Genomic DNA, 12929 nt, shown 5'->3' with positions numbered 1-12929 from the left:
TCTTTTTATCAACTATAATAAATATATAAACAAAGAGGTTTGAATTGTGATTCAAGATGGAGGGAAAGATGAAAAAAGAAAAGATTGTTTTAAAATGTATACAGGAAGAGTTTTATAATGCAGTTATTCAAGATTTTAAAAATCAATATAAAAGTGTTAAAAATAAAGATTTAAAGGATGAAGATATTGTAAAGGGATTTTCATTTTCAACAAAATTACCTATGAAAAAACATCAAACAGTTGTTAATAAGGCAACATATAAAGTATTGGAATGTGAATTTCCAAAGATATTTGTCATGGAATATAAAAGTAAAACATATCATAAAGTCATTTCAGCAGAAATGAAAGAACTTGATGATGGTCATATGGAAGTTTTATTTGGTTCTTTTGATGAAAAACTGAAAGATGGTGTCAATCCAACGAAAAACTTTGGTGAAGATGAAATTGTGAATGCAAAATTCATGACAAAAAGAACTATTAACTCTATGTTGAAGAATTACAGAAAATCTGTGCAAGAAATACAAGAAGATTAATGATGCAAGCGAGGAAAAAATCTCGTTTGTATTTTCATATATGGTTGATTTGATTATAATCTACGCAACGTAGAAGCAATCAACGGGATGTATGTTGCTATAAAAGTTGCTTTTTGTATAATGACAATAAGCAGGAGGAACGAATATGGATAGTGTAAAAATAGGAAAGTATATAGCATATAAAAGAAAACAAAAAGGAATGACTCAGCAAGAATTAGCTGATATTCTGATGATGACAAATAAAGCTATTTCTAAATGGGAGACGGGTGGAGGGATACCGGATGTTTCTATTTTAAAAGATTTAGCAAAGGCATTAGATGTAACAGTTGATGAATTATTAGATGGACAGGATAATGAGGAACATGTCATAAGAGAAGAAAAAACATATCAGATGTTTCATGTTGATAAGTCTTTGTATAAACAGTTTATGAACAATCTTTATTATCAAAAGAGAATTATATTGATGATCGTATTGATTTGTGGGAGTTTATTGATAACGGGTGGGTATGCAATATATTCTATAAATAAATATATTGGAAGATATATGGATATTATTGGATTCATAATATCTGGTTTAGGATTGATTCTTATTCTTTTACCAATATTATTTAAAAAAGTAAAATATGCATCGTTTCAAGAATTTGATGCAAGGTATACATATGATGAATATGGTATTGTTTATTCAGGAGTGCATGGAGAAAGTAAGTATTTTTATACAGATATTCATCAGGTTGTTTTGGGTGATTCTTTTACCATTTTGAGAGTAGGACGAAATTTGCTTTTTATAGATACTCAGGATTATACATCTATAAAACCTTATATGCAGTGTACTCAAAATCATATAGTAGAAAGTTATGATAAATATAAATGGTCAATAATGATTATATTGAGTATATGTATGACTCAATTAGGATGTATAGAAATAGGTTATCAGTTTATTTTAAAAAGATTGGGTTTTGAATATATTTTTAATGCATTTGAAGCAACAGTTATTATGATGATTATCATTTTTATTGCATTGATGTTTATGATAAATAAAGTAAAAATGAATAAAAAATATATACTCATATTAATGATTTCTAGTATATCTGTTATTGGTTTAACATTTATTATCAGTGATATGTTATCAAATCATAAAACAATATACTCATTCTCTCCAAATCTATCATCACAGTTAGTTATGAAACAAAACAAAGAAACAGGGAAATTACAAGATTATCATTATACATTTCTTTGTTTTGGTAAGAAATCAAATGAAATGAGTGCGAATAGAGATTTAGATATAGAGACAAAATGGATTACAAGTGATTGTAATTTAGTGACATATTATGATATAGATGGACAACAGAAAGTTTATGTAGCAACTTATGGAGATAGAGGAAATGGTATTTCTTACTACAATGTTGTTGGAAGTATGAGAGGAAATTGGCAAACTTATAATAGAGGAGATAATCTTTATGAAGTTACTGTAGAAAACGGTACAGTAACTGTTGAAGAAGATGGAAAAGAAACGGTTTTTTCACCACAAGAAGTTGAACAGAATGGAACAATAGCAATAACTTTATATAAAGGTTCAAAAGCAAAGTATATTATTGTAATTAATGAAGGAAGTACATTGGATGAAAACTATTTGATTAATAAAGATGGACATATGACGATTATATCAGTAGAAAATAAAATACCAATTGAATTATTTTGTACAACATATAAAGAAGATTCACAGGTTCAAGCAAATATTGATAGCGAAATGAGAGAACAGGCAGTTCATCTTGTTGAAAAAATGCAGCAAATTATTAAAGACGATCCTACATTGAAAAGTTATGAATCAACACAATCTATATTTAAAGTCAAATCAAATTCAGATGATTATTTTGAAGTCGCAAAAGAAGCATATTTAGCTGAACAAAGATTATATACAGATAGTAGCTTTACTGAAGAGGGACAAATTGAAAAAATAACTGTTCATGCTGGAAGTATTCAAGATTTTTTTGTTGGATTAGAAGTTGGAATAGAAATTGAAAACAAATCAACTGGTGAATCAGAGAAATCAGGATTAATTCCAGATTATCGTATTATGAAAGCAGAAGATGGATATCTTGTTGCAAGAATTACATATCGTGTACCTGGTGATGTAGGATTGGCATCATTATCAACACCTTTAGAAAAGGATGTTTCCAAAGATAATCATTATCATTATACAAAGTAAAAGATTCAAAACCTAATAGGTTCTGAATCTTTTTTCTACTTCACTTCAATTAATTCATATTTCCTTGTTCCAATACCAATCTTTTCTGCATGTTCTAAACATGATTTCCAATTTGTTTCAGGAGAAACATCAGTAAAATGATCGTGATGATCATGTCCATGTTTATCTAATAAACTGTTCGCAATAGCAGGTTGTTTGTTCACTGCATCAGCACAAGCCTGATCTAAAGCGACAGGATCAAATGATGCAAACATACCAACATCGGGAACAATTGCAATATCATTTTCACTATGGCAATCACAATATGGTGAAACATCAATAACTAAAGAAATATGGAAACAAGGTCTTCCATCTACAACAGCTTTTGTATATTCAGCCATTTTACAATTCAAAATGTCATTAGCTTCATCCATACTTGCTTCAATTGCATCTTTAGGACAAACACCAATACATCTACCACAACCTACACATTTATCATGATCAATAGTTGCTTTACGGTCAGTAATACTTGGTGCATCATGAGCACAAATCTTAATACATTGACCACATCCAATACATAAATCTTGATCAACAGATGGTTTCCCAGCACTATGCATTTCCATTTTACCAGCACGAGAGCCACAACCCATACCAATATTTTTAATAGCACCACCAAAACCAGTTAATTCATGTCCTTTAAAGTGACTTAAGGAAATCACAATATCAGCATCCATAATAGCTTGTCCAATCTTAGCTTCTTTGACATATTCACCGTCAACAGGAACTAATGCCTCATCAGTACCTTTTAATCCATCAGCAATAATTGTATGAACACCAGTTTGAAATGGATTATAACCATTCATATATGCACTATCTAAATGATCCAATGCATTCTTTCTCCCACCAACATATAAAGTATTACAATCAGTTAAAAATGCTTTACCACCTAATTCCTTCACATAATCACAAACAACCTTAGCATAGTTTGGTCTTAAATATGCTAAATTTCCTGGTTCACCAAAATGAATCTTAATAGCAGCATATTGATCAGTAAAATCAATATTTTCAAATCCTGCTTTCTTCATTAAATACTTTAATTTTTCAGGAAGATTCATTCTTCCTGTATGCATATCACAATAATACACTTTTGATTTTTCCATATATTTCCTCCTTCTCCTCTTTATCTACATTGTAGCACTTGGAGTTAACTCTATGTCAAGGGAAATAATTATATCAGTAAATAAAATACAGATAAAAGAACAGATTTTTCCTTACTTAAAAGCAAAAATTAAAAAGGAAGTATTTATTGGATTTGAAAACTTGTTTATTTGTATTTACTTGAAATTAAGTAAGGAGCAAAGTTCTTAACTGTTTTTTGTATACAACAAATTAACATTTAAATTGAATGTGTATTTGGATAATTAAGTAATTTATCTAATGAACATAATAACAAAAATTTATTATACAAAAACTCACTATAATATTGATCAAATATAAAATGGTTATGAAACCTTTACCCATTCCTCGTTCAAAATGAATTGAGATTCTTTAATGTGGGTCGAAGTTGCTTGATTAGATTGTGCTGCACTATGTCTATGATAATAATATTCATTATTATAATATATAAGTGGACCTTGACCAGCACCAATGGCCTCCCCTTTAGCAGTTTTTATATCAGCAATTAAGACTATTCCTCCATTTGTATCATATAGAGGTTTCCAACAAAGAGTATCGACATCTTTATAAAGTCTTGAAGTTAACATCTTTTTTTCGTCATTAGTAAGAGTTGGATATTTATTTCCATTAGACTCATAGAATTCTTTTTGTAGCGATTTTGTTCTGTTTTTAGCAATTTCGTTAGCATTGCCATTTGTAATTTTATCTAATTCCTTATCTGAAGCTAATTTTTGTAGATATCTAAGATAACCAGAAACTGTGTTTATATCAAAAGCTTCTTCATCTAATATTTTGTATTCTTGATTCTCATAAAGGACAAGCAAGCCATTGGATGCTTGATATAAAAGTCTGGTTACTTCTTTGTTTGTGACGGTGATAGATCCTTGAACAGTTCCGCCTTCGCCTACAAATTCTTCTATCCATTTATTGTCATTATCATCTAAAGTAACATTTTCGTCTCTTGTTTGAGAATATTTTTCAATCACTTTCTTTTGTGCTGCTGTTACAATAGCATGTGCTTCAGTTAAAGCAGGAGCTTCTTGAGCAGTATCTATGTACTTCAAAACTGATGGTACTGCAACAGCCATAAGAACTGCCAATATCACTACAACAACTATTATTTCAATTAAAGTAAATCCTTTTTTGTTATTTTTTAACATAAAACCACTTCCTTATGTTGAGTGTATCATAAAATTATCATATAATCAAATAATGTCGATATTAAAAATGTTTTCAATTTAAGAAAGAATATATCTTTTTATTTAGAATTATCTTATACTTATTATAGATATGGAGGATGAGTTATGGAAAATAGAAAATTTGATAAGTTAGGAATTGAAGCTTCTTTATTGGGATTTGGTTGTATGAGATTTCCTTTAGATGAGAAAGGAAATATTGAAGAAGTGGAAGCGGAAAAGATGCTTGATTTGGCTATTGAGAGTGGTGTGACTTATATTGATACTGCTTATCCTTATCATAATGGGGATAGTGAACCATTTGTGGGAAGAGTATTAAAGAAGTATAATAGAGAAAGTTTTAAACTTGCAACAAAGTTACCTGTATGGAATATTCATAGTCAAGAAGAAGCAAGAGAGTTATTTGAGTCACAATTGAAAAGATTAGATGTTGAGTATGTTGATTTCTATTTATTACATGCATTAGATGCTAAGAAATGGCAAAAGATCAAAGATTATCATATTATTGATATGTGTGAAGAATTAAGAAGAGAAGGGAAAATTAGATATTTAGGGTTTAGCTTCCATGATGAATTCAATGTTTTTGAAGAAATTATTAAATATCATACTTGGGAGTTCTGTCAGTTACAATTAAATTATATGGATATGGAAATACAGGCAGGACAAAAGGGTGTTAATCTTGCTAATGAATTAGGAGTACCTTTGGTTGTTATGGAACCTATTAAAGGTGGATCACTTGCTAGTTTACCTGATGATGTTACAAAGATGTTTAAAGACTACAATCCAGAAGCAACACTTGCATCATGGGCATTACGTTATGTTGGGACATTACCAGGAGTAAAAGTCATTTTAAGTGGAATGTCAACTTTAGCACAAGTTCAAGATAATTTAAAAACTTTCCAAAATTATCAAAACCTATCACAGGAAGAATTGGATATTGTGAATAAAGTTGCTGAAACATTACATTCACGTACGAAGAATGGATGTACAGGTTGTTCTTATTGTATGCCTTGTCCATTTGGTGTCGATATACCTAGTAATTTTAAATATTGGAATAATTGCTTTATTTATGATGATGAAGCTTTATTTAAGGGAAAATATGAAAAGATGGCCAATGAAGCGAAAGCAAGCAATTGTAAGGAATGTGGTGCATGTGAGAAAATGTGTCCACAACAATTACCAATTAGAGAAGATTTAAAAAGAGTTGTTAAGGACTTTGAGGGTTAAAACCCTCTTTTTTGATACAAAAAAGTTTATAGTTATGAATGCATAACTATAAACTCTACTTAACTAATAAATTGTAAATCTTTTCATTAATTCATCATATGTAATACCATCATCAATTAAAATATTAAGTTCATATAAATCTTTTTCCTGACAATGTTCTGAGCGAATGCTAATATCTTTATGATATTTTCTTTTGATTCTATCGACTAATAAATCCTTCCTTTTCACCAGACTTCTTACTTTCCACTAACTCCATTCTATGAAAGAATTCTTTTTCCTTTTCTTCAAGTAATTTCTTCATTAATGGTATATCAGCATTAAAATATGCATAATACTGAAATCTTTTACTTTGATAGGCATCAAATGAACCATTTTGCATTATAAAAGTATCCATGATAATCTTCTTATCACCAATAGTTAAAGTTGTAGGCTCAGTATTGTTTGTTGTTGAAACATCAATCTTTAATCCAGTAACATTTTCAATGATGAATTTTCTAAATTCCATAGCCTCTGCCCCATCTCTGCCACAGTAAAACTTAAAAAGCAAATCATCTTTATAATCTAATATTGCATTTTCTATCTCCATAAAATGAATCCTTCTACTTTATATATACGCATTTTTTTCGGGTTTTTCTTTTTTTTTATGGAAACTTTTTACAATTTTATTATATAATTGCTAATAGCGAATATCAATATGAATAAAAAGTGGGAATCCCACTTATACTAATTTAATACTTTTGTGGCTTTGGTAAAGAAATAAAAACCTAAAATAAACATAATAGAAATCATTCCTACACCAATATTCATTTGACCAGTCATTTGAGCAGTTACACTAACGAGAGCTGTTCCCATAAAGGCTGCTCCTTTACCACAAATATCAAATAAACCAAAGTATTCTCCAGATTTTTGAGGAGGAATAATCTTTGCAAAATATGATCTTGATAAAGCTTGAATTCCACCTTGGAACATGCCTACACAAATCGCAAGTAACCAAAATTCCCATTGTTTATCTAATTGAATCGCAAATAATGCAATACATGTATAAGCAAAGATACAGATTTTAATTAATAACTTTGCAGGATACATTTTAGAAAGTTTAGAGAAAATTAATGCAAATGGGAAAGCCACAATTTGAGTCACCAATAATGCAACTAATAATCCTTGTGTATCTAAACCTAATGCACTTCCATAAGCAGTAGCCATATCAATAACAGTATAAACACCATCTATATAGAAGAAAAAAGCAATTAAGAAAAGGAATACTTTACGATCTTTAGAGATATCTTTTAATGTAAGAAATAAACGTTTGAAACTATCTTTGATAGGATGTTTTGGTTTTTCTACATAATAGACTTGCTGATATTTTCTTAAAAGTGGCATTGTCAGTAATAACCACCATAATGCATTGATAAAGAAAGCAATCATAATCGCAATTTCAAATGACATGCCAATTTTTTCATAAAATAAGACAAATACTAAACTGATAATAAAAGGAATGCAACTCCCAATATATCCCCATGCATAACCGTTAGAAGAGACTCTATCCATACGATCATTGGTTGTAATATCCAATAACATTGAATCGTAGAAGATATTAGCAGTGGAATAAGCTATTTTTGCAACAACATAAATCGCTAAGAAAATCACCCAAGATGTTGAAAAAGAAAGTGCAGCCAAACCTAAGACACCAATCATCATACTCATCGCAAAAAATGGTTTCTTGTATCCTTTTGTGTCAACTATTGAACCTAAAACAGGACCAATAATCGCAACAACAGCAGTTGTCAATGATGCAGCATATCCCCAATAAGCTAAATAATTCACTTCAGAGATATTTGCCATTGAAGAAAGATGATTGAAATAAATAGGAATAATGGTTGAAACGAGTAATATAAATGCAGAATTTCCAACATCATATAAAATCCAATACTTTTCTAATTTTGTTAATTTATTATCCATATGTTCTTCTAAACCTTTCATTAAGATGCTCATCATTAAGATGTTCACTGTATTCTTGAATAAGCTTCACAGCTAATTTTACAGCATTATTCTTTTTATGTATGAGTTCATCAATACATTCACGAGACTTTTCATTTTTTTCATAATTAATCATTAACCCTTTATATTTCTGATAAATTCCAGCAACTTTCATCGCTAACAATACAAAACTTCTTTTGATATGTCCTGGTGCCTTTAACATACCTAAATAAAATAATAAATCTTTTAATGATTTATTGATATCTTTATCATTCAACATGAAAAATGGTGCAATGACCTGAGCCACTTCTATAGAAGGATGAATATGTGGTGTTAGAGAAGTACGTAAAGGATCTTTATCTTGTTGTATTAATATTTCTCTATCAAATTCAGATTCTATTTCACTATGTGTCATATCTAATTCTTTTTCCTGTTCACCAATATAACCATGACACTCGCTATCCAATACAAAATGAGTAATAAAACCACAGATATAAGCAAAAGAATCCTCTCTATACAAACTATGAATAATAATATGTTTTGCATCTCTAAAAAACTCATAAGCTTCTTTTCTATGCATTGAAAATCCTAAATCCTTAATAGCATTTTTCTGTAATGCTTTGTGATAGAATAAAATATCTGGTCCATGAACACCAATATTATATAAGTCCATATGTGGCTTTAATCTGTCTTGTAATGCTTGATCAAGTTGGCTATAAACCTGTTGTCCAAAATCAAAATGTGCATAACTTGCTGGCATAATCAATCCTCCTTGTTTATTATAAATAGATCAATACAAAAAAACATCAAATATATGTTAACTTCTCCTTAAATCATATCACGTTTATATATTGAAATATAATAAAATGTGATAAAATAAAGAAAAAGGTGGGGATTTTATGAAAAAAGTGATTATTGTATTGTTGGGAGTTGCAATTGTGATTGGTGGATACTTGATTTATGACCAGACAAGATTTAAAATAGATGATATTGTCTTAGAATTTAATGATATTAAAGAGATTGAGTACGGTGAGTCAATAGATCCTTTGTCATTAATTAAAACATGTTCTGGTGAAGTAACATATCAGGAAGCACCAAATACAAATCAAGTTGGTAAACATGAGATAACTTTTGTAGTTAAAGAAAAAGGGCTGACAAAACAATTTACTTATGAAATAGAGGTCAAAGATACAAAGGCACCCGAGATTGTGATGACAAAAGAAAAAGATACGTTAACCTATGGATCAACATTTGATCCTCAAAAGTATATCAAATCAGTTAAAGATCCTGTAGATGGTGATATTGAATATAAAAAAGATGTGAAAGATAATGATGTGAATTATTATACATATCAAAGTGATGTAAATACAAAAGTACCAAAAGATTATACTGTTCAATATATAGCAGTAGATAAAAATAATAATAAAACAGAGAAATCATTAAAGATAACAGTTCAAAAACAAGAAAAAGAACCGCAAACGACACCATCAAAACCAAATACATCATCTTCAACGTATACTGCTAATCCTAATAATAAAGTCATTGTGATTGATCCTGGACATCAAGGGAAAGGAAATAGTGCTAAAGAAGCAGTGGGACCTGGCTCTTCAACGATGAAAGCAAAGGTAGCAGGTGGAGCAACGGGTGTTTCTTCTCGAAAGCCTGAATCGCAAATCACATTAGACATAGGATTAAAATTACGAAATGAATTGCAGGCACGAGGATACACAGTGATTATGACAAGGACAAGTCAAAATGTGAATATTTCTAATCAACAAAGGGCACAAGTTGGGAATAAGAATAATGCTGCTGCAGTTATTCATCTTCATTGTGATGGCGGAGCATCTAGTGCGAGAGGTGCACATACGATTGCGATTGGAAAAGATAATCCATACTGTCCACAACTTTATAAGGCATCTTCTTCATTAGCACAAAAAGTGATTTCATCATATACTTCACTGACTGGAATTAAAAGTCGAGGTGTTTCGTATCGTAATGATTTAACAGGTTTGAATTGGAGTGAGGTTCCAGCAATATATATTGAAATGGGATTTATATCAAATTCTGAAGAAGATAAACTTTTAACAGACTCAAGTTTTCAAAATAAATGTGCAAAAGGCATTGCAAATGGAATTGATCAATATTTTAAATAACAAAAAATGAACGACTTATCTCGTTCATTTTCATTTACAGATATTTTGCAGTCAGACTATGAGTGTCCTGAATAAAATCTTGTGGTGTACCACAAAAGATAATCTCACCACCATGTTCTCCACCATCAGGACCTAAGTCAATAATCCAATCACTATTTTTAATCATCTGTTGGTTATGTTCAACGACAATAACACTATGACCATTATCAATTAAACGATTTAATAAAGTTAAGAAATGTTCAACGTCATGAGGATGTAACCCTCTCGTCGGTTCATCCATTAAATATAGATTATGTTGCGATGAACGTGCATGAATCAACTCTTTGGCTAGTTTCAATCTTTGTGCTTCACCACCCGATAATGCTGTGAGTGGCTGGCCTAGTTGTAAATAATCTAAACCAACATCTTGTAAGAGTTTTAGAATTCTGATAATTTTTGACTGCTCTGCAAAAACGGGAATGGCTTCTCTTATAGAAAGATTTAAAATATCTTTGATAGAGTATCCCTTATAGTGAATATCTAATATATGATTCTGAAATTGATAACCATGACAGATAGGACATATGACTTTATTGTCTGTAAAGAATAACATATTGTTTTCAACATAACCTAAGCCCTCACAGTTTTCACAACGTCCACCTTTCGTATTGAATGAAAAATATTTTGTTGAAAGTTTTGCCTTTTTGGCATCTGAAGTTTTAGCAAATACATCTCTGATTTCTGTATAGACATCACTATAAGTGGCTACGTTGGAACGACGCATTTTACTTAATGGAGATTGTCCAATTTCTATCACTTCATCAAACATTTCTAATCCTTGAACACCTTTGTTTTTAGCAAGGACTTCAAAAATCAGTGTAGATTTCCCAGAACCAGAAGGACCTGTGATACAAACAAGACAACCAGTGGGGATATCGACTGAGACATTCTTTAAATTGAATTGATTAGCTTTTTCTATATGTAAAGGTTGTAGAGGCTTTCTTAATTGTTGTTTGATTACTGCTGAATAGCATAAGTAGTGTCCAGTTAATGATGTTGGGCATTTCTTGATATCTTCAATGTTCCCTGTCACAACAATTTCACCACCCATTTGTCCAGATAAAGGACCCATATCAATCAGATAATCAGCATGTTTCATAACATCGATATCATGTTCAATGACCAAAACAGTATTTCCCAGATCACGGAGTTTCTTTAAGGTTTGAATAAGTCCTAAGGTATCTTTCGGATGTAATCCAACTGTTGGTTCATCTAAGATATAAATAATGCCTGAGAGTTCGCTATCAAGTGTTGCTGCTAATCTCAGTCTTTGCAGTTCGCCACCGGACAAAGTCATGATTTGACGATCGAGTGTTAAATATCCTAATCCAACACGTAAGAAACGTTTGAGTTTTGTTTGTATATCTATCAGATAATCTTCAACCAATTGCAAATGTTGTAAAGATAATGATTGATGTAGTGTTTCAATCCATTTAAACAAATGTTCTAAGGAATAAAAGGAAAGTTCAGGGAGACGTGTTTGTAAAATGGTGATATAACGACTGATAGGTGATAGGCGTTCGCCATGACAGTCAGGACAAACAGATATTTCAAAATAAGGTTCAAGTTGTTTAGAATGTCCATTTTTATCAGCAAATCTTCGCCATAAAATAGGATAAACACCTTCGAATTTTCCTGTCTGAGTTGTTTTGGGTGGTTGAAGCTCAGGACATAACTGTTTCACTTCATCGGTGTTAACACCATTATATAGTATAGTTTTTTGTAAAGGTGTAAAATTTTGAACAGGAGTATGGGGAATTAATGGACAATGATAATATTGAAAAGCGGCTTCAATCACAGATAATTGGTATTTGCCATATTGTTTTTCCCAGTAAAGAACAGCACCTTCTTCTAATGAGAGTGATTCATCAACAACTCTGTCTTTTTGAATTGTATGCAGAGAACCAAGTCCTTCACATGTTGGACAGGCACCATCTTTGGTATTGAAAGAAAAATAAGTACGTGTGATTTTATTCATGCGTTTTCCACATTCACTACAATACATATAAACATAGAAATCATTATTATTTTTTTCGGTTTCTTCATGACAATCAGCAGCACATATTTTTTTTCCACAATGAGGACAAGTTCTGACTCCTAGCTTTTCATAAATCATTCTTAAGTCAGTATAAATATCACTCATTGTACCAACTGTCGAACGTGGGTTAGACTGATGTTCGCTTTGTGAGATGATAATCGCAGGAGAAGCTCCTTGAATACGATCAACTTTTGGTTTGCGAATGCCTTGCATAGCCATAGCTTCTAAATATTGTCTTTGACACTCATGAAAAAGTACATCCATCAATAATGTTGATTTTCCTGAACCAGATAGGCCGGTGAAGACAACCAATTGATGTTTTGGGATTGTTAAAGAGACGTGTTTTAGATTTCCTTCATAAGCGTTTGTGATGAGAATATTTTCCATATGTTTTCCTCCTGTTAC

At 30.9% G+C, this 12929-nt stretch carries 11 protein-coding genes; 4 read left to right on the top strand and 7 right to left on the bottom strand.

The genetic code is table 11. The features are described from left to right. Window positions 1-68 precede the first annotated feature (68 nt). Both BN350_RS14975 and BN350_RS14970 read left to right on the top strand, forming a co-directional pair. Window positions 69-533 carry a DUF3284 domain-containing protein gene (locus tag BN350_RS14975; RefSeq protein ID WP_028044327.1) on the top strand — a complete coding sequence of 155 codons (465 nt, stop codon included), beginning with the start codon at window positions 69-71 and terminating at the stop codon, window positions 531-533. Between the two features lie 145 nt (window positions 534-678). Continuing rightward, window positions 679-2739: a helix-turn-helix domain-containing protein gene (locus BN350_RS14970; protein WP_028044326.1), complete on the top strand. Its 2061-nt coding sequence runs from the start codon at window positions 679-681 to the stop codon at window positions 2737-2739. A 35-nt stretch (window positions 2740-2774) separates the two neighbouring features. Here the strand turns inward: BN350_RS14970 and BN350_RS14965 are convergent, their stop codons facing one another. Both BN350_RS14965 and BN350_RS20050 read right to left on the bottom strand, forming a co-directional pair. After that, window positions 2775-3878: a DUF362 domain-containing protein gene (locus BN350_RS14965; protein WP_028044325.1), complete on the bottom strand. Its 1104-nt coding sequence runs from the start codon at window positions 3876-3878 to the stop codon at window positions 2775-2777. A gap of 342 nt (window positions 3879-4220) precedes the next feature. Beyond that, window positions 4221-5054, bottom strand: coding sequence for a prepilin-type N-terminal cleavage/methylation domain-containing protein (locus tag BN350_RS20050; RefSeq protein WP_049945584.1), 834 nt, complete (start codon window positions 5052-5054; stop codon window positions 4221-4223). Between the two features lie 144 nt (window positions 5055-5198). Here BN350_RS20050 and BN350_RS14950 point away from each other — a divergent pair, with 144 nt between their 5' ends. Next, window positions 5199-6317 carry an aldo/keto reductase gene (locus tag BN350_RS14950; protein ID WP_028044324.1) on the top strand — a complete coding sequence of 373 codons (1119 nt, stop codon included), beginning with the start codon at window positions 5199-5201 and terminating at the stop codon, window positions 6315-6317. 63 nt (window positions 6318-6380) lie between these two features. Here BN350_RS14950 and BN350_RS20700 read toward each other — a convergent pair whose 3' ends face one another. The 4 genes from BN350_RS20700 to BN350_RS14930 form a co-directional block, all read right to left on the bottom strand. Beyond that, window positions 6381-6545, bottom strand: a complete 165-nt coding sequence (locus tag BN350_RS20700; RefSeq protein WP_155849109.1) for a hypothetical protein — start codon at window positions 6543-6545, stop codon at window positions 6381-6383. Further along, window positions 6517-6903: a hypothetical protein gene (locus BN350_RS14940; protein ID WP_028044323.1), complete on the bottom strand. Its 387-nt coding sequence runs from the start codon at window positions 6901-6903 to the stop codon at window positions 6517-6519. The genes BN350_RS20700 and BN350_RS14940 overlap by 29 nt, the downstream gene beginning before the upstream one ends. Before the next feature lie 137 nt (window positions 6904-7040). After that, window positions 7041-8297 (bottom strand): MFS transporter, encoded by a 1257-nt coding sequence (locus tag BN350_RS14935; protein ID WP_028044322.1) that lies wholly within the window; start codon window positions 8295-8297, stop codon window positions 7041-7043. Further along, complete coding sequence (locus tag BN350_RS14930; protein WP_028044321.1) at window positions 8269-9054, bottom strand: zinc dependent phospholipase C family protein; 786 nt, start codon at window positions 9052-9054, stop codon at window positions 8269-8271. Before BN350_RS14930 ends, BN350_RS14935 begins: the two co-directional genes overlap by 29 nt. 139 nt (window positions 9055-9193) lie before the next feature. Between BN350_RS14930 and BN350_RS14925 the strand changes: the two genes are divergently transcribed. Next, window positions 9194-10447, top strand: coding sequence for an N-acetylmuramoyl-L-alanine amidase family protein (locus BN350_RS14925; RefSeq protein ID WP_028044320.1), 1254 nt, complete (start codon window positions 9194-9196; stop codon window positions 10445-10447). A gap of 34 nt (window positions 10448-10481) precedes the next feature. Here the strand turns inward: BN350_RS14925 and BN350_RS14920 are convergent, their stop codons facing one another. Continuing rightward, on the bottom strand, window positions 10482-12911 hold the full coding sequence (locus BN350_RS14920) for an ATP-binding cassette domain-containing protein (protein WP_028044319.1): 2430 nt from the start codon (window positions 12909-12911) through the stop codon (window positions 10482-10484). Between the last annotated feature and the right edge of the window lie 18 nt (window positions 12912-12929).

This window comes from Candidatus Stoquefichus massiliensis AP9, assembly GCF_000455285.1.
Classification (GTDB): domain Bacteria; phylum Bacillota_I; class Bacilli_A; order Erysipelotrichales; family Coprobacillaceae; genus Stoquefichus; species Stoquefichus massiliensis.
The sequence above is the reverse complement of the archived record's forward strand: the minus strand, read 5'-3'. Positions and strand labels throughout refer to the sequence as shown.

What these genes read in the sequence shown, in the direction of transcription:
- BN350_RS14975 (WP_028044327.1), top strand. Translation starts at nt 69, where the DNA reads ATGAAAAAAGAAAAGATTGTTTTAAAATGTATACAGGAAGAGTTTTAT.
- BN350_RS14970 (WP_028044326.1), top strand. Translation starts at nt 679, where the DNA reads ATGGATAGTGTAAAAATAGGAAAGTATATAGCATATAAAAGAAAACAA.
- BN350_RS14965 (WP_028044325.1), bottom strand. Translation starts at nt 3,878, where the DNA reads ATGGAAAAATCAAAAGTGTATTATTGTGATATGCATACAGGAAGAATG.
- BN350_RS20050 (WP_049945584.1), bottom strand. Translation starts at nt 5,054, where the DNA reads ATGTTAAAAAATAACAAAAAAGGATTTACTTTAATTGAAATAATAGTT.
- BN350_RS14950 (WP_028044324.1), top strand. Translation starts at nt 5,199, where the DNA reads ATGGAAAATAGAAAATTTGATAAGTTAGGAATTGAAGCTTCTTTATTG.
- BN350_RS14940 (WP_028044323.1), bottom strand. Translation starts at nt 6,903, where the DNA reads ATGGAGATAGAAAATGCAATATTAGATTATAAAGATGATTTGCTTTTT.
- BN350_RS14935 (WP_028044322.1), bottom strand. Translation starts at nt 8,297, where the DNA reads ATGAAAGGTTTAGAAGAACATATGGATAATAAATTAACAAAATTAGAA.
- BN350_RS14930 (WP_028044321.1), bottom strand. Translation starts at nt 9,054, where the DNA reads ATGCCAGCAAGTTATGCACATTTTGATTTTGGACAACAGGTTTATAGC.
- BN350_RS14925 (WP_028044320.1), top strand. Translation starts at nt 9,194, where the DNA reads ATGAAAAAAGTGATTATTGTATTGTTGGGAGTTGCAATTGTGATTGGT.
- BN350_RS14920 (WP_028044319.1), bottom strand. Translation starts at nt 12,911, where the DNA reads ATGGAAAATATTCTCATCACAAACGCTTATGAAGGAAATCTAAAACAC.